We start from the raw sequence: 16,376 nt of genomic DNA on the forward strand, positions 1-16,376 counted from the left end.
GAGCGTCGTGATGAGTGTCGAAGAAAAACGAGTACGCGAATTTGCTTACCAGATCTGGGAATCGGAAGGTAAGCCGGAGGGGCAAGAGGAGCGCCATTGGGACATGGCCCGCAAGCTCGCCGAGGCCGAGGCGCTGGCACCCAAGGCAGAGCCGCGCAAGCGGGCACCGGCCAAGCCCAAGGCGCCCGCCGAGCCTAAGGTCACTGCCCTGCCTGCGGCAAAGACGCCTGCCGCCAAGAAGCCCAGAGCAGTGAAAAAGCCGACTGCCGGTTAAGCCTGTTCCGGCCCTTTCGCGGGTAAACCCGCTCCCACAGGGATTGCACCCATCTCAAGCGCAGCGCAGTTCCTGTGGGAGCGGGTTTACCCGCGAAGAGGCCGGCACAGGTCCCTGCAACATCCCCTCCAACACGGCCAATCGAGGACCGCCATGAGCCCCCGTACCCCGAAGAAAACCCGCTCCGTCGCCCCCTCGCGCATCCGCGAGGGCATGCCCTTCCCCCTGGGCGCCACCTGGGACGGCCTGGGGGTCAACTTCGCCCTGTTCTCGGCCAACGCCACCAAGGTCGAGCTGTGCCTGTTCGACTCCACTGGCGAGCAGGAAATCGAGCGTATCGAACTGCCCGAGTACACCGACGAGATTTACCATGGCTACCTGCCCGATGCACATCCCGGGCTGGTCTACGGCTACCGCGTGTACGGCCCCTACGAGCCGGAGAACGGCCACCGTTTCAACCCAAACAAATTGCTGATCGACCCCTATGCCAAGCAACTGGTCGGCAGCCTGAAGTGGTCCGAGGCGTTGTTCGGCTACACCATCGGCCACCCCGACGGCGACCTGTCGTTCGACGAGCGCGACAGCGCGCCCTTCGTGCCCAAATGCAAGGTCATCGACCCAGCCTTCACCTGGGGCCGCGACCAGCGTGTACTGATCCCGTGGGAGCGTACGATCATCTACGAAGCGCACGCCCGTGGCATCAGCATGCGCCACCCGGCGGTGCCGGAAGAACTGCGGGGTACCTTTGCCGGGCTTGCCAACGATGAGCTGCTCAAGCACATCAAGGACCTGGGTGTGTCGAGCATCGAGCTGCTGCCGATCCATGCCTTTGTCAACGACCAGCACCTGCTGGACAAGGGCCTGAACAACTATTGGGGCTACAACAGCATCGCCTTTTTCGCGCCGCACCCGCGTTACCTCGCCAGCGGCAAGATCGCCGAGTTCAAGGAGATGGTCGCACACCTGCACGACGCAGGCCTTGAAGTGATCCTCGACGTGGTCTACAACCACACCGCCGAAGGCAACGAGCGTGGCCCGACGCTGTCGATGCGCGGGATCGACAACGCCTCTTACTACCGGCTGATGCCCGACGACAAGCGCTACTACATCAACGACTCCGGGACCGGCAACACCCTCGACCTCAGCCACCCGTGCGTGCTGCAGCTGGTCACCGACTCGCTACGCTACTGGGCTGGCGAGATGCACGTCGACGGTTTCCGCTTCGACCTGGCAACGATCCTTGGCCGCTATCACGACGGCTACAGCGAGCGCCACGGCTTCCTCGTCGCCTGCCGCCAGGACCCGATGCTCAGCCAGGTCAAGCTGATCGCCGAACCTTGGGACTGCGGCCCAGGCGGCTATCAGGTGGGCAACTTCGCGCCGGGCTGGGCCGAGTGGAATGACCGCTTCCGCGATACCGCACGGGCCTTCTGGAAAGGCGACGAAGGCCAGCTGGCCGATTTCGCCGCACGGATCACCGCTTCGGGCGACATGTTCAACAACCGCGGGCGACGGCCGTACTCTTCTGTCAATTTCATCACCGCCCACGACGGCTTCACCCTGCGTGACCTGGTGTCGTACAACAGCAAACACAACGAAGACAACGACGAGAACAACCAGGACGGTACCGACAACAACCTGTCATGGAATTGTGGTGCCGAAGGCCCCACCGAGGACCCTGAAATCAACGCCCTGCGCATGCGCCAGATGCGCAACTTCTTTGCCACGCTGTTACTGGCCCAGGGTACGCCGATGATCGTCGCCGGCGACGAATTCAGCCGCACCCAGCACGGCAACAACAATGCCTACTGCCAGGACAGCGAGATCGGCTGGGTCAACTGGGACCTGGACGAGGACGGCGAGGCGTTGCTGGCCTTCGTCAAGCGCCTGACCCGCCTGCGCCTGGCCTACCCGGTGCTGCGCCGTTCACGGTTCCTGGTGGGCGATTACAATGAGGCGATCGGGGTCAAGGACGTCACCTGGCTGGCGCCGGATGGCAGCGAGATGAGCGTCGAGCAGTGGGAAGACCCGCACGGGCGCTGCCTCGGCATGCTGATCGATGGCCGTGCCCAGGTCAGCGGCATCGCTCGGCCAGGGTCGGAGGCGACCATGCTGCTGATCGTCAACGCGCACCATGATGTGGTGCCGTTCCAGCTACCGACGGTACCTGAAGGCGACTACTGGAGCTGCCTGGTCGACACTGACCGGCCGGAAATGCGCAAGCCGCAGCACCTGCAATTCGACAGCACGTTCGAGGTCAAGGGCCGCTCATTCCTGCTGATGGTGCTGCAGCGCGAGGAAGACTGAACCCACCAGGCGGCTGCAGGAGCGGCCTTGTGTCGCGAAAGGGCTGCGAAGCGGCCCAGGACTTCAGCTTCGCAGCAGAAATTGCCGGGGCTGCTGCGCAGCCCTTTCGCGACGCAAGGCCGCTCCTACAGGTGCGCAACCCGCATGAAGGAGGCACCGTGAACCTCGAAGCCGGCAGCCCAGATTTCGCCAGCACTCGTCAGGCCCCGCCCGTGAAACGCCTGCGGGTGCTGACGGTGAACACCCACAAGGGGTTCACCGCGTTCAACCGGCGCTTCATCCTGCCTGAGCTGCGCGAAGCGGTGCGCAGCACCCAGGCTGATATCGTGTTCCTTCAGGAAGTACTCGGCAGCCACGACCGCCACGCCGCGCGCTACCCTGGCTGGCCACAGACCTCGCAGTACGAGTTCCTCGCCGACAGCATGTGGAGCGATTTCGCCTACGGCCGCAACGCGGTATACCCCGACGGCCACCACGGCAATGCACTGCTGTCCAAGTACCCGATCATCGAGCACCGTAACCTCGACGTGTCGATCACCGGCCCCGAGCGTCGTGGCCTGTTGCACTGCATCCTCGACGTCCCCGGCCAGCACAAGGTGCATGCCATCTGCGTGCACTTGTCGCTGCTGGAAAGCCACCGGCAGAAGCAGCTGCAGCTGCTACGTCAGTTGCTCGATGGGCTGCCTGCCGATGCACCGGTGATCATCGCCGGCGACTTCAACGACTGGCAGCAACACGGTAACCGCACCCTGCGCCTTCAGCGCGACCTGCACGAGGCCTTCGAGCGCCATCACGGCCTGCTCGCCCGCACCTATCCCGCCCGCCTGCCATTGCTGCGCCTGGACCGCATCTACTTACGCAACGCCGATAGCCATGCGCCGCAGATTCTGGGGCACAAACCTTGGACGCACCTTTCCGACCATCTGCCACTGGCCGTGGAGGTCAGGTTGTAACAATGATTCGGCATAGCCAGTGCCGCATAAATAGCGATCACCGCTATGCCAGACAAATTAACTCGATTAATCATAGTGTTAGGTGCAGCCACAAGGCTTTAACAGACCTTTCACGCTTTCTTGACGCAAGCGCCAGTCTCTCCTTAGCTGAACAGTATCACTACACGTAAAAACTCGCGCCGGGCCTCTAGCTCGCGCTTTTGCTCGCGCTCGCGAAAGCTGGCGCGCTGGTTTGGGTCGCCCTCTGTTTTTGTCGTACAGCTCGTGACACGCAGGCCAGATCCTTGGGCTGTACAACAAGAAAACAGAGGAGATCCGCCATGAAAACAACCTCGAATCCCTTGCGCTTCGATCGTATTTTCTACGCGGTTTCCACGTCGATGCTTCTGGCAACCCCGGTGGAAACTTTCGCGTTCGAACTGCAGGAAGATCCGATCTCCCCCAGCTACCTGCAACAAACGACGGTGCCGACGCTGTCGCTCGACCCGGTCAGCGCCAGCGGCCTGAACCTGGGTACGCTGAACGCCTTCAGCGAGAAGATGGGCGAGCGGCACAGCCTGCCGGCACCCGACCTGGTGGGCGGCCAGTGGGCACAGTTCTTCCCTGGCGCCACCTCACAACCTGGCGCACGGACACCTGAACAGCTGGAGGCGCCCAGCCAGCAACTGATGATCGGCCCGGACCTGTTCGTGCGTGAAACCGCCGATGGCAACGTCCACCGTGCGGGGATTTTCGTGGGGCACAACAACCTGCAGAGCAGCCTCAGCGGTGCACGGCCATTGCTGGGGGACAAGCAGCGCAACGCGGTCAACCTCAGTGGCGAGAGCCTGGGGGTGTACTGGAGCATGACCCATGAACAGGGCTGGCACCTGGATGCCGTGGCCATGGGCTCGCGCATCGAGGTGATGGGTCGCGCCGACAGTGGCCAGCGCCTTGACGACAGCGGCCATGCGATGACCTTTTCGCTGGAAGGCGGTTACCCGATCGGGCTTGGGGGTGGTTGGGTGATCGAGCCCCAAGCACAATTGATCAACCAGCAGTTCTTCCCGGGCAACCAGGTGCAGGCAGAGACCTTGCAGGCCTTCGACAGCCAGCCCAGCTGGAGCGGCCGGGTCGGTGCCAAGCTGTCCGGGCGCTACGATGTGAAAGGCATGCCGATCGAGCCCTATGTGCGGACCAATGTCTGGTATGACTTCAACGATGGCAACGATGTGAAGCTGGACCAGGTCGACAAGATCTCCAGCTCGCGCTATTCGACCACGGTGGAATTGGGCTTGGGGTTGGTGGCGCGGGTGACACCGACGGTGGCGCTGTTTGTCAGTGCCGATTACAGCAGCGATGTGGATGGCAACGATATCAATGGGTTGATTGGCAGCCTGGGAGTGCGGATGCGGTGGTAGGCCTGTGCCATTTTGGGGCCGCTTCGCGACCCTTTCCGACCGGTCCGGCGCTCCGGCAAGGCCGCTCCTACAGGAGATCGCGTACCCTTGTAGGAGCGGCCTTATGTCGCGAAAGGGCTGCGAAGCAGCCCCCGCAATCTCAAGCCGGTTTCATCACCAGCACACCCAGCGGCGGCAGGTTCAGGGCCAATGACAACGGCTGCCCATGGCTGGCAACCTCATCACTCGCCACCGCTCCCAGGTTGCCCACGTTCGATCCGGCATACAGCTCGGCATCGCTGTTGAGCAACTCCTGCCAACGCTCACCGAACGGCACACCAATACGGTAGCCCTCACGCGGTACCGGGGTGAAGTTGGCCACCACCAGCAGCGGCTCGCCCTGGCTGCCCCAGCGCAACCAGGCATACACGCTGTTGTGCGCGTCATCACCAATCAGCCACTGGAAGCCCTGGGGCTGGCAGTCCTGCTCGTGCAGCGCCGGCAGTTCGCGGTACAGGCGGTTGAGATCACCGACCAGGCGCTGCACACCTTGGTGCTCGGGGTATTGCAGCAGGTACCAGTCCAGCTGATGGTCGTGGTTCCACTCGCGCCACTGGCCGAACTCGCAACCCATGAACAGCAGCTTCTTGCCCGGATGGGTCCACATGAAGGTCAGGTAGGCGCGCAGGTTGGCGAACTTCTGCCAACGGTCACCGGGCATCTTGTCGATCAACGAGTGCTTGCCATGCACCACTTCGTCGTGGGAGATCGGCAGGATGAAATGCTCGGAATAGGCGTAGATCAGGCCGAAGCTCATCTCGTTGTGGTGATAGGTGCGGTGCACCGGGTCGTTCTGGATGTAATGCAAGGTGTCGTGCATCCAGCCCATGTTCCACTTGTAAGCAAAGCCCAGGCCGCCCTGCTGGGTCGGCTGGCTCACGCCCGGCCAGGCCGTGGACTCCTCGGCGATGATCAGGGCGCCCGGTGCCTCGTGGGCGGCAACGCCGTTGAGGTGGCGGATGAAGTCGATGGCCTCAAGGTTTTCGCGCCCGCCGTGGCGGTTGGGCACCCACTCCCCGGCCTTGCGCGAGTAGTCGCGGTACAGCATCGAGGCCACTGCATCAACGCGCAAACCGTCGATGTGGAAGTGCTTGAGCCAGTGCAGGGCCGACGCCATCATGAAGCCGCGCACCTCGTTGCGGCCGAGGTTGTAGATCAGCGTGTTCCAGTCCTGGTGGTAGCCTTCCAGCGGGTTGTCGTACTCGTAAAGTGCGGTACCGTCGAACCGGGCCAGGCCATGTTCGTCGGTAGGGAAATGCGCCGGTACCCAGTCGAGGATCACGCCGATGCCACCTTGGTGGCAGGCATCGATGAAGGCCGCAAAGTCTTCAGGCGTGCCATAGCGCGAGGTGGGTGCGAACATCGACAGCGGCTGGTAGCCCCACGAGCCACCGAACGGGTGCTCCATGATCGGCAGCAGCTCGATGTGGGTGAAGCCCAGCTGCTGCACGTAAGGCACCAGGCGTTCGGCCAGCTCACGCCAGTTATAGTAACGCGACACCTCGCCCAACTCGTCGAGCTCGCACTGCCAGGAGCCCGGGTGCAGCTCGTAGATCGACAACGGTGCGGTGTAGGCGTGGCGCTGGGCGCGATGCTCCATCCAGTCGTGGTCGTGCCAGTCGTGGCTCAGTTCGGCGGCCACCTTCGACGCGGTGCTAGGTGGCAGCTCGGTGGCGCGGGCCAGCGGGTCAGCCTTCAGCGGCAGTATGCCGTCCTTGCCGAGCACTTCGAACTTGTAGGTTTCACCCACGCCCAGGCGCGGCACGAACAGCTCCCACACACCAGCGCCGTGGCGCAGGCGCATGGGGTGACGACGGCCGTCCCAGTTGTTGAAATCACCCACCACCGACACCCGCCGCGCATTCGGCGCCCATACCGAGAAGCACACACCGTCGATGCCATCGACCTGGGTCGGCTGGGCGCCGAAACGCCCGGACAGGTCGCGGTGGTTGCCTTCGGCGAACAAATGGAGGTCCATGTCGCCCAGTTGCGGGCCAAAGCTGTAAGGGTCTTCGGTTACCTGCTCGCCCCCGGCCCAGCCGATCTGCAGCAGGTACGGCTGTGCCTCATCGAGGTGCGCGCTGAACAGGCCGGGCAGGCTGCCCTGCACCATTTCGGCGAGGATGCGCCCATCATGGCGCGCCAGCACCCGCACGTTCAGGGCATTGGGCAGGTAGGCACGGACGAACAGGCCACCCTGCCCGTCACCGTGGGGGCCCAGCACTGCAAAGGGATCGGCGTGCTCGGCGCGGGCCAGGGCATCCAGGTCCCGTTGCCGAAGGCCGCCGTTTTCACGCGTGGTTGCATTCATCTATGACTCTCCCCAGGTACTGATCAGTCCATGCAGGCCATGCAAGGGCACGGCCAGCCAACTCGGACGGTTCTCGGCTTCGTATGTGATTTCGTAGGCGGCTTTTTCCAGGCAGAACAACTCCAGTGCGGCGCGCTCGCCCTCGGCCTGTTGCCAGGCGTGGGGCATGGCGGCGGTGGCCAGGCCATAGGCTTCGACGAAGGCATGCCGCGACTGGTGCAGGTACTGCCGCGCAACCCGTTGCCGGGCTTGCCGCGCCGGGTCGGAAAGGTCCACGGCAGACGCGCTGCGCAGAATCATGGCAGCAGCATAGTCGAAGGATCGCAACACGCCGCTGACATCCTTGTACGGGCTGTGTTTGGCTCGGCGCTCATCCAGTGGACGGGACGGTTCGCCTTCGAAATCGATCAGGTAGGCATCGCCCTGCACCACCAGCACCTGCCCCAGGTGAAGGTCGCCATGCACGCGCATCAGCAGGCCACCCTGGGCCTGTTCGGCGAGTTTGGCGATGTGCTGGGCAAGGCCGTCACGCTGCTGTTGCAGGTCGTCGACCAGCGCCTGGCTGTCGGCGTCGAGGTGTTCGCGGTGCTGGGCCAGCAGATCGAGGGCGTGGTCCAGTTCGGCGCTGATCTGCGCGCTCCAGCGCTGGCTGTCGTCGGTATCGCTGGGCCGTGGCTGGAAGGCTTCATCGTCGGTCGGTGCCGCCAGCAACAGGTGCATCTCGCCCAGGCGCTGGCCGAGCAAGGCAGCGAAGCCGTTGAGCTCGGCCAACGCGTTGGTGTGCGCTTCGGCGTCGACGCTGGTCGGTTCCATCTCGTCGCGAATGGCCCGCTCCAGGGTGTTCTGGGTCCAGGCCCAGGCATCGCCCTGGTTGCTCAGGTAACCCTGGGCGATCATCAGCAGGTGCGGCGCGCCCTGCTCGTCCACGCGGCTGACCCAGGCCAGTAGTGGCGAGATATTGGCGAAGCCGGCGGCGGTGAGGTAGGCGCTCATTTCCAGCTCGGGGTGAATGCCCGGGTTGACCCGGCGAATCAGCTTGAGCACCACGCGATCGCCAATCACCACCGAGCTGTTGGACTGCTCGGCGCTGAGGTAGCGCACCGGGCTGCTTTCGTCCAGGCCCAGGCCGGCCAGTTGCGCGGTGTGCTGGAAGCGCAGCTCACCCTGCCCGTTGCCACACGGCAGACTCGCCCCATCCTGGCAAGCCTTGAGCACAGCGCGGATGAACGGTTCCAGCACGAAAGCGTCGGTGATCAGGCCAACCTGGTGTGCACGACGCACGCGGGCCAGCGCCAGCTGCTGCGGCAAGGCCGTGCTGATCTGATCTTCCGGCAGCAGGCCGAACGGCAGCTGGTAATGGGTCGCCACGCCTTCGCTGAGCACTTCTATTTCGCTCAGCAGAACCGGCGTGGTAGCCGTCGCCAGGCGCACGCCGTAGTTCAAGCGGACCTGATCAACCGGCCCTTCCTTGCCGGCGAACCAGCGCCGCTTTGGCAGATAGTGCGGCAGGATGGCGGTCTGCAGGGTTTCGCGGGAGGGCTCTTCGAGCAACTCCTCCATGCGTTTGCGAAGCACGAGTGTGGTCAATTCCGGTAACCCCTCGGTGGGCTGGATATGCCAACTGGGCATGCGGTCGTGGGACGCCAGCAAGAACCAGTAGAAGCCATAAGGTGGCAAGGTCAGCAGGAACGGCAGTTGCCCGATCGGCGGGAAGGCGCTGCCACCGAGCATTTCCACGGGCACTTTGTCAGCGTATTGCGACAGTTCGAGCTCGGCGGCCTGGGCAGCGCGGGAAACGTTGGCCACGCAAAGGATCACCTCGCTGTTGCCATCGGCGTCGGTGTACTCGCGCAGGTAGGCGAGGATGCGCCGATTGCTCGGCGTCAGCGTGCGCAGGCTGCCACGGCCAAAGGCCTTCTGCTGATTGCGCACCGCCAGCAAACGGCGGTTCCAGTTCAGCAGCGAGTGCGGGTCGTGGGACTGGGCTTCGACATTGACGGTCTGGTAGCCGTACAAAGGGTCCATGATCGGCGGCAGCACCAGGCGCTGCGGGTCGGCCCTGGAGAAACCGCCGTTGCGGTCCGGTGACCATTGCATCGGCGTGCGCACGCCGTCGCGGTCGCCGAGGTAGATGTTGTCGCCCATGCCCAGCTCGTCACCGTAGTACAGCGTTGGTGTGCCGGGCATCGACAGCAGCAGGCTGGTGAGCAGTTCGATGCGCCGCCGGTCGCGCTGCAACAGCGGCGCCAGGCGCCGGCGGATGCCGAGGTTGATGCGCGCGCGGCGGTCTTCGGCGTAGTAGTTCCACAGGTAGTCGCGCTCGCGGTCGGTGACCATTTCCAGGGTCAGCTCATCGTGGTTGCGCAAGAAGATCGCCCACTGGCAGTTGGCCGGAATTTCCGGGGTCTGGCGCAGGATATCGGTGATCGGGAAGCGGTCTTCCATGGCCAGGGCCATGTACATGCGTGGCATCAGCGGGAAGTGGAAGGCCATGTGGCATTCGTCGCCATCGCCTTCGCCAAAGTACGGGCGGGTGTCTTCGGGCCACTGGTTGGCTTCGGCCAGCAGCATGCGGTCGGGGTAGTTGGCGTCGATCTCGGCGCGGATCGCCTTGAGCACAGTGTGGGTTTCGGGGAGGTTCTCGTTATTGGTGCCGTCGCGCTCGATCAGGTACGGGATGGCGTCCAGGCGCAGGCCGTCGACGCCCAGGTCGAGCCAAAAGCGCATCACCCCGATCACTGCCTTGAGCACCTGCGGGTTGTCGAAGTTCAGGTCCGGCTGGTGCGAATAGAAGCGGTGCCAGAAGTACTGGCCGGCGACCGGGTCCCAGGTCCAGTTGGACTTCTCGGTGTCGAGGAAGATGATCCGCGTGCCGTCGTACTTCTGGTCATCATCCGACCACACATAGAAGTCCCGCGCCTTGCTGCCGCGCTTGGCATGGCGGGCACGCTGGAACCACGGATGCTGGTCGCTGGTGTGGTTGATGACCAGCTCGGTGATCACCCGCAGGCCGCGCTTGTGTGCCTCGGCGATGAAGCGGCGGGCGTCGGCCATGCTGCCGTAGTCCGGGTGCACGGCCTTGTATTCGGCGATGTCGTAGCCGTCGTCGCGCCGTGGCGAAGGGTAGAACGGCAGCAGCCACAGGGTGTTGACGCCGAGTTCGGCGATGTAGTCGAGCTTGCTGATCAGGCCGGCGAAATCGCCGATGCCGTCGTTGTTCGCATCGAAGAACGACTTGATGTGCAGCTGGTAGATCACGGCGTCCTTGTACCACAGCGGGTCATCGATGAAGGCTGCCGGGCGGGAACGCTTGGCCATGGGTGACTCCTTTCAATACTTTCTTTGGCTAGCGCGATGCCTGTAGGAGCGGCCTTGTGTCGCGAAAGGGCTGCGAAGCGGCCCCAGAATTCGCGTATCAAGCAAGTTTGCCGGGGCCGCTCTGCGGCCCTTTCGCGACACAAGGCCGCTCCTACAGGGATTCGCGTTGCATTACCGGGCCTTTTCTATGCGCCAGATGCCGAACGGCTGGTGCCAGGGCTCGATGCGCATCCACTGGGTCTTGCCATGCCAGGTCCAGCGGTGGCCATTCATCAAATCCTCGCCCAAGGTGTCGGCGTTGTCGTCCAGGCCCAACTCCCACAATGGCAACTCGAAACTAGCCTCCTGGGCGTTGTGCGGGTCGAGGCTGATCGCCACCAGGATGTAGTTGTCGCGCTCGGGCGTGCGCTTGGCGAAGTACAGGATGTTGTCGTTCCAGCAGTTTAAGAACGCCACGCCCAGGTGCGTCTGCAACGCCCGGTTCTGCCGACGGATGCGATTGAGCTGGGCAATCTCGGCAACGATGTTGCCGGGCTGGTTGAAGTCGCGCGGGCGGATCTCGTACTTCTCCGAATCCAGGTACTCTTCCTTGCCTGGCAGCGGCGTGCTTTCGCACAGCTCGAAGCCCGAATACATGCCCCACAACCCCGAACCCATGGTCGCCAGTGCGGCACGAATGAGGAACCCGGCGCGGCCCGAGGTGTGCAGGAAAAAGGGGTTGATGTCTGGCGTGTTGACGAAGAAGTTCGGCCGGTAGCAGTGGCACCACGGCGGCTGGTTGAGTTCCTCGAAATACTCGCGCAGCTCCTGCTTGCTGTTGCGCCAGGTGAAGTAGGTATAGCTTTGCGCATACCCAACCTTGCCCAGGCGCGCCATCATTGCAGGCTTGGTGAAGGCCTCGGCGAGGAAGATCACCTCGGGGTACTGGCTGCGCACATTGGCGATCAGCCATTGCCAGAACGGCAGCGGCTTGGTGTGCGGGTTGTCGACGCGGAAGGTCTTCACGCCCTCCTCGACCCAGCCGACCACCACGTCACGCAGGGCCAGCCACAGGCTTGGTATGGCCTCGGCGGCGTAGAAGTCGACGTTGACGATGTCCTGGTATTTCTTGGGCGGGTTTTCCGCGTAGCGGATGGTGCCATCGGGCCGCCAGCTGAACCAGCCTGGATGCTCCTTCAGCCAGGGGTGGTCCTGAGAGCACTGGATGGCGAAGTCCAAGGCGATTTCCAGGCCATGCTCGGCGGCGGCGGCGACCAGCCGACGGAAGTCCTCCCGGGTGCCCAGCTGCGGGTGGATGGCCTCGTGGCCGCCCTCGGGGCTGCCAATGGCATAGGGGCTGCCGGGGTCGCCGGGCTCGGCACGCAAAGCGTTGTTGCGACCCTTGCGGTGCTGGGTGCCGATCGGATGGATCGGCGGGAAGTACAGCACATCGAAGCCCATGTCGCGGATCATCGGCAGGCGTTCGTGCACGTCATTGAAGGTGCCGTGGCGCTCGCGACTGTCGGTGATCGAGCGCGGGAACAGCTCGTACCAGCTGGCGAACAATGCTGCCGGCCGATCGACATCGACGGGGAATTCGCCGCTGCGGGTCAGGTAGCTGCGGTGCTCGGCTTCGGCCATCAGCCGAGCGGTGTCAGGGTGCAGCAGCAATGCCACCTGATCATCGGCGTTGAGCGAAACCAGCTGCTGTTGCAGGGCTTGAATCTCCTCGCGCAGCACGCCTTCGCTGAGGTCGATACCTTGGCCGAGCATCAGCCGGCCCTCTTCCAGCTCCAGCTTGACCTCGACCCCGGCGTGGTACTTCTTCTCCAGGTCGTGGCAGTAGGTGGCGAACGGGTCGATCCAGGCCTCGATGCTGAACAGGTGCGGGCCCAGTTCGGTGGGAGTGAACTCGGCCAGCCACAGGTCGTTGCCCGGCGACTGCATCGGCACGCAGTGCCAGCGGCGGCTGTGGGCCTGGCGCCAGTTGAGCACCACCGCCAGGCGGTCGTGGCCGTCGCCGTAGACCTTGCTGCTGACGGCGACCGGCTGGCCGCTGACGGCCTTGGCGGCGAAGGTGCCGGCATCGAGCACGGGTTGGGTGTCTTCGATCACGATGCGCGGCGCCAGCAGCGCCTGGGACAGGCTGATGGCCTGGTCCGGGTGATCGTTCGCCATGGGCACGCTTTCAAAGGGCTCGTTTCGTGACATCGACCTTGCTCCCTCAGGCTGGTGGCGGTAAGGGTTCAGAGCCGGGCACAGGCGTGGGGTTCAAAAAAAATGAGCGAACGGCAACTGCCAGCGGTCAGAGCCTGCAGCACCTCTTCAATTCATCCACGCGAGGTCAGGCCATGAACATTCCGATTCCACCGGAAACTCCAGATCCCAACATCGACGACCCGAGCTTGCCGCCGCCCGTCCCGGAAGAAGACCCGGACGAGCTGCCGATCAAGCCGACCATGCCGCCGACGGTGGGGGATCCGCCGAGTGATGAACCACCGGTGAAGGCTTAAGGGTAGACGACAGGAACTGATATTTTTGCCAGTAGCGCAGTTTGCCGGCGGTGTCGAATATTAGGGCTCCCTGTTTATGCCAAGGAGCCCCCTATCGTGCATATCGCGACCCGTTGGCTGCGCATGGAGTTCGAGCGACAAGTGATCGACTACTTGCAGGATGCCGGGGTGGTCGATCCGTGGCTGGGAACCTGGCTGGCGCATCAGGACAGGGATAAATGCGAATTCGCGCTTATGGGGCTGGAGGCACGATACGGCGTGCACTTGCGCCGTGACTACCATACCGTTGCCGAGCTTGCCGAGGGGCTTTGCAAGGCAATGGAACTGAGCTGACCTGACAAAAATGCCAGTTGTGCCTTCAACGGCTCACTCTGACACTGAAGCCTCCTCAATACTCAAAGAGGCTCCACCATGTCTGATGATGATTTCGTACAACCGGATGCTCTGGACTATGTAATTGACAAACTCAAAGAAGCAGGCATTCCCAACCCGCGTTGACCGACACAGTAGATGCCATGGGGCGGGACAAGGTCATGAAGGCACTGAACGCAATTGACCTGGACTATAAGGATTTCAACGAGGCTCCGGGCAGCGCCATGAGAACATGCAACACAGTGAAGGAAATGGCGCAGAGCTACTATCGCCAGTTAGAGTCGATGGGTTAAATCCACCTTTGAAGTACATCTGTCGCTAGGCTGCACTGACCTCTTCGCGGGTAAACCCGCTCTCACAAGTGCCGCGCCGATTTCAAGATTGGCGCAGTACCTGTAGGAGCATGCGTGCCCGCGATAGGGCCGGTAGCGCAAATACATCAAAACGGCAAGAACACAGACAGCAAGCACGCAATGTGCCTTCGACAACTGTCATTTTTACCAGTTTCAGAAGTTTCTCCTGCGCGTTATACAAGGCACACCAGCCATCAGCGGGAGCATGCGATGAACACCATTGAACGCGTAAGGAAAATCGTTGGAGAGCAATTGGGCGTCAAGTTCGAAGATATCAAAACCGAGTCATCCTTCGTGGACGACCTCGGTGCAGACTCGCTCGATACCGTAGAGTTGATCATGGCGCTGGAAGAAGAGTTCGAAATGGTAATACCCGACGACGAGGCGGAAAAAATCACCACGGTTGAAGAGGCAGTTAAATACGCTGACACCCACAAGCGCTAAAAACGCGTGCCGCCCTCAAGCCAGAGCTTCGCGCACCGCAGGAGCATAAACCATGTGCAAACAGACCAAACTCGTCGTCAGAAGCCTGCGCAAAATTCGTCACAACAAATTTGTCGAGTTCACCAGACGCTATAGTAGTAGGAAAGTATTCCCGGACTTCAAGATTCACGATCAACTGTTATTAAGAGAAGCACTCGGCGAAAAAACACCACGTCTGTACGTGAAAGCACTCCGCGTCGCCACCCGAAAGCCTTTGAGATATAGCGATTCGATGAGCGTTGGCGATCTGATCAAAACGCTCTGCGCACCCTGAGTGCTTCCTTGACGGGAAACAGGTCGGACGACCGACCTGTTTCAATCATCATTGCTGCCCGGCCAGGCTCTCAATACTGATCTCGCGCATCCTGAACTTCTGCACCTTGCCCGTCACCGTCATCGGAAACTCGTCAACGAAGCGGAAATACCGCGGCACCTTGAAGTGCGCAATGCGCGCCTTGCACCAGCCCTGCAATTCCTCGACCGTGGCGCTATGCCCCGGGTGCAGCTTGATCCAGGCCACGATCTCCTCGCCATAACGGCTGCACGGAATACCGATCACCTGCGCATCAGCCACCGCCGGGTGGGTGTAGAAGAACTCTTCCAGCTCGCGCGGATAGATGTTCTCGCCCCCACGAATGATCATGTCCTTGTTACGACCGACGATGCGCACATGCCCTTGCTCGTCCATCACCGCCAGGTCGCCCGAATGCATCCAGCCGGCCGGGTCGATGGCGTCCGCCGTGGCCTGGGGGTTGTCCCAGTAGCCGAGCATCACGCTGTAGCCACGGGTGCACAGTTCGCCAATCTCGCCTCGGGCGACGATGCAACCATCGGCCTCCACCAGCTTGGTCTCCAGCTGTGGCTGGGTGCGGCCGACGGTGGTCACGCGCAGTTCCAGTTCGTCGTCCGGGCCGGTCTGCAGGGATACCGGACTGGTTTCCGTCATGCCATAGGCGATCTGCACTTCGGCCATGTGCATCTGGTCGATCACCCGGCGCATCACCTCGATCGGGCAGGTGGCGCCGGCCATGATGCCGCTGCGCAGGGTCGACAGGTCCAGCTGCGTGCGCGACGGGTGGTCGAGCATGGCGATGAACATGGTCGGCACACCATAGAGGATGCTGGCACGCTCCTCGGCCACCGCGCGCAAGGTGAGTTCGGCGTCGAAGGCGTCGTTGGGGTAGACCATGGTGCTGCCGTGGGTGATGCAGCCGAGGTTGGCCATGACCATGCCGAAGCAGTGGTACAGCGGCACCGGGATCACCATGCGGTCGCGCTCGCTCAGGCCGAGGCTTTCGCCGACCATGAAGCCGTTGTTGAGGATGTTGTAGTGGCTGAGCGTGGCGCCCTTGGGTGCGCCGGTGGTTCCGGAGGTGTACTGGATATTCACCGGCTGGTCGAATTGCAGGCCCTGCTGACATGCCGCATAGGCTTCGGTCGAGACCTGCCCTGCCCGCTCGGCCAATGCAGGCCACGGCAGGAAGCCGCTGGGTGGGTTGGCTGCCAGGCTGATCACCCCGCGCAGTTCGGGCAGGCGTTCACTGGCCAACTCACCGATTTGGCTGATCGCCAATTCCGGTACCAGCTCCTGAACCATGGCATGGTAATCGGAGGTCTTGAATGCATCGGCACACACCAGCCAGCGGCAACCGGACTGGCGTAGTACGTATTCCAGTTCACCCACGCGATAAGCCGGGTTGATGTTGACCAGGATCGCGCCGACCTTGGCGCTGGCCAGCTGCAGGATGCACCACTGGGCGCAGTTGGGCGACCAGATGCCGACCCGGTCGCCGGTGTTCACGCCCAGGGCCATCAGGGCACGGGCATGCAGGTCGACCTGTTCGGCCAGCTGCCGCCAGCTGTAGCGCAGGCCCTGGTGGCGCACCACCAGCGCTTCGCCGTCGGCGCAGCGGGCTACGGTTTCGTCGAAGGCCTGGCCGATGGTCAGGGTCAGCAGCGGTTGGTCCTGACGACCGCGGGTGTAGCTTGGTTGACTCATGGGTGTCCCTTCTTGTGGTTGTTCTGGGCACGGCTGAAGCGAGCTGGGAATACTCTGGCGCAGATTTACGTTTAC

13 protein-coding genes are annotated in these 16,376 nt (G+C 62.8%); 9 read left to right on the forward strand and 4 right to left on the reverse strand.

From position 1 onward, the window contains the following. The first annotated feature begins 7 nt into the window (after window positions 1-7). The 4 genes from ACLEJU_RS05240 (at window position 8) to ACLEJU_RS05255 (ending at window position 4,934) form a co-directional block, all read left to right on the forward strand. On the forward strand, window positions 8-274 hold the full coding sequence (locus ACLEJU_RS05240; RefSeq protein ID WP_159409644.1) for a DUF2934 domain-containing protein: 267 nt from the start codon (window positions 8-10) through the stop codon (window positions 272-274). A gap of 153 nt (window positions 275-427) precedes the next feature. Next, window positions 428-2,581: a glycogen debranching protein GlgX gene (gene glgX, locus ACLEJU_RS05245; RefSeq protein WP_435422556.1), complete on the forward strand. Its 2,154-nt coding sequence runs from the start codon at window positions 428-430 to the stop codon at window positions 2,579-2,581. A 158-nt stretch (window positions 2,582-2,739) separates the two neighbouring features. Further along, window positions 2,740-3,534, forward strand: coding sequence for an endonuclease/exonuclease/phosphatase family protein (locus ACLEJU_RS05250; protein WP_435422555.1), 795 nt, complete (start codon window positions 2,740-2,742; stop codon window positions 3,532-3,534). Window positions 3,535-3,854: 320 nt separating this feature from the next. Beyond that, window positions 3,855-4,934, forward strand: coding sequence for an autotransporter outer membrane beta-barrel domain-containing protein (locus ACLEJU_RS05255; protein WP_435422554.1), 1,080 nt, complete (start codon window positions 3,855-3,857; stop codon window positions 4,932-4,934). Window positions 4,935-5,073: 139 nt separating this feature from the next. Here ACLEJU_RS05255 and glgB read toward each other — a convergent pair whose 3' ends face one another. The 3 genes from glgB to ACLEJU_RS05270 all read right to left on the reverse strand — a co-directional run bounded on the left by glgB (window position 5,074) and on the right by ACLEJU_RS05270 (window position 12,792). Beyond that, on the reverse strand, window positions 5,074-7,284 hold the full coding sequence (glgB, locus tag ACLEJU_RS05260; RefSeq protein WP_435422553.1) for a 1,4-alpha-glucan branching protein GlgB: 2,211 nt from the start codon (window positions 7,282-7,284) through the stop codon (window positions 5,074-5,076). Next, window positions 7,285-10,602: a maltose alpha-D-glucosyltransferase gene (treS, locus tag ACLEJU_RS05265; RefSeq protein ID WP_435422552.1), complete on the reverse strand. Its 3,318-nt coding sequence runs from the start codon at window positions 10,600-10,602 to the stop codon at window positions 7,285-7,287. A gap of 171 nt (window positions 10,603-10,773) precedes the next feature. Next, window positions 10,774-12,792 (reverse strand): alpha-1,4-glucan--maltose-1-phosphate maltosyltransferase, encoded by a 2,019-nt coding sequence (locus ACLEJU_RS05270; protein ID WP_435422551.1) that lies wholly within the window; start codon window positions 12,790-12,792, stop codon window positions 10,774-10,776. Between the two features lie 140 nt (window positions 12,793-12,932). Here ACLEJU_RS05270 and ACLEJU_RS05275 point away from each other — a divergent pair, with 140 nt between their 5' ends. From ACLEJU_RS05275 to ACLEJU_RS05295, 5 genes are all read left to right on the forward strand, one after another. Beyond that, window positions 12,933-13,094 (forward strand): hypothetical protein, encoded by a 162-nt coding sequence (locus tag ACLEJU_RS05275; RefSeq protein ID WP_181004509.1) that lies wholly within the window; start codon window positions 12,933-12,935, stop codon window positions 13,092-13,094. Between the two features lie 96 nt (window positions 13,095-13,190). Beyond that, complete coding sequence (locus ACLEJU_RS05280) at window positions 13,191-13,427, forward strand: hypothetical protein (RefSeq protein WP_435422550.1); 237 nt, start codon at window positions 13,191-13,193, stop codon at window positions 13,425-13,427. 200 nt (window positions 13,428-13,627) lie between these two features. Next, the gene (locus tag ACLEJU_RS05285; RefSeq protein WP_435422549.1) at window positions 13,628-13,759 is read left to right on the forward strand and encodes a hypothetical protein; all 132 of its coding nucleotides are present in this window, start codon (window positions 13,628-13,630) and stop codon (window positions 13,757-13,759) included. Between the two features lie 270 nt (window positions 13,760-14,029). Beyond that, a complete protein-coding gene (acpP, locus tag ACLEJU_RS05290) occupies window positions 14,030-14,263 on the forward strand; it encodes an acyl carrier protein (RefSeq protein WP_435422548.1) in 234 nt (77 codons plus the stop codon). A gap of 52 nt (window positions 14,264-14,315) precedes the next feature. Beyond that, window positions 14,316-14,576 carry a hypothetical protein gene (locus ACLEJU_RS05295; RefSeq protein WP_435422547.1) on the forward strand — a complete coding sequence of 87 codons (261 nt, stop codon included), beginning with the start codon at window positions 14,316-14,318 and terminating at the stop codon, window positions 14,574-14,576. A gap of 48 nt (window positions 14,577-14,624) precedes the next feature. On the opposite strand, the gene ACLEJU_RS05300 is transcribed toward ACLEJU_RS05295, so the two are convergent. Then, complete coding sequence (locus ACLEJU_RS05300; RefSeq protein ID WP_435422546.1) at window positions 14,625-16,301, reverse strand: AMP-binding protein; 1,677 nt, start codon at window positions 16,299-16,301, stop codon at window positions 14,625-14,627. Window positions 16,302-16,376: the final 75 nt, after the last annotated feature.

The sequence above is a fragment of the Pseudomonas sp. SMN11 genome (genome assembly GCF_052041945.1).
GTDB lineage: Bacteria > Pseudomonadota > Gammaproteobacteria > Pseudomonadales > Pseudomonadaceae > Aquipseudomonas.

Bases quoted from the DNA above. Each gene is read 5' to 3' on its own strand.
- ACLEJU_RS05275 (WP_181004509.1), top strand. From the start codon at position 12,933: ATGAACATTCCGATTCCACCGGAAACTCCAGATCCCAACATCGACGAC.
- glgX (WP_435422556.1), top strand. From the start codon at position 428: ATGAGCCCCCGTACCCCGAAGAAAACCCGCTCCGTCGCCCCCTCGCGC.
- ACLEJU_RS05295 (WP_435422547.1), top strand. From the start codon at position 14,316: ATGTGCAAACAGACCAAACTCGTCGTCAGAAGCCTGCGCAAAATTCGT.
- ACLEJU_RS05270 (WP_435422551.1), bottom strand. From the start codon at position 12,792: ATGTCACGAAACGAGCCCTTTGAAAGCGTGCCCATGGCGAACGATCAC.
- glgB (WP_435422553.1), bottom strand. From the start codon at position 7,284: ATGAATGCAACCACGCGTGAAAACGGCGGCCTTCGGCAACGGGACCTG.
- ACLEJU_RS05300 (WP_435422546.1), bottom strand. From the start codon at position 16,301: ATGAGTCAACCAAGCTACACCCGCGGTCGTCAGGACCAACCGCTGCTG.
- ACLEJU_RS05285 (WP_435422549.1), top strand. From the start codon at position 13,628: ATGAAGGCACTGAACGCAATTGACCTGGACTATAAGGATTTCAACGAG.
- ACLEJU_RS05255 (WP_435422554.1), top strand. From the start codon at position 3,855: ATGAAAACAACCTCGAATCCCTTGCGCTTCGATCGTATTTTCTACGCG.
- treS (WP_435422552.1), bottom strand. From the start codon at position 10,602: ATGGCCAAGCGTTCCCGCCCGGCAGCCTTCATCGATGACCCGCTGTGG.
- acpP (WP_435422548.1), top strand. From the start codon at position 14,030: ATGAACACCATTGAACGCGTAAGGAAAATCGTTGGAGAGCAATTGGGC.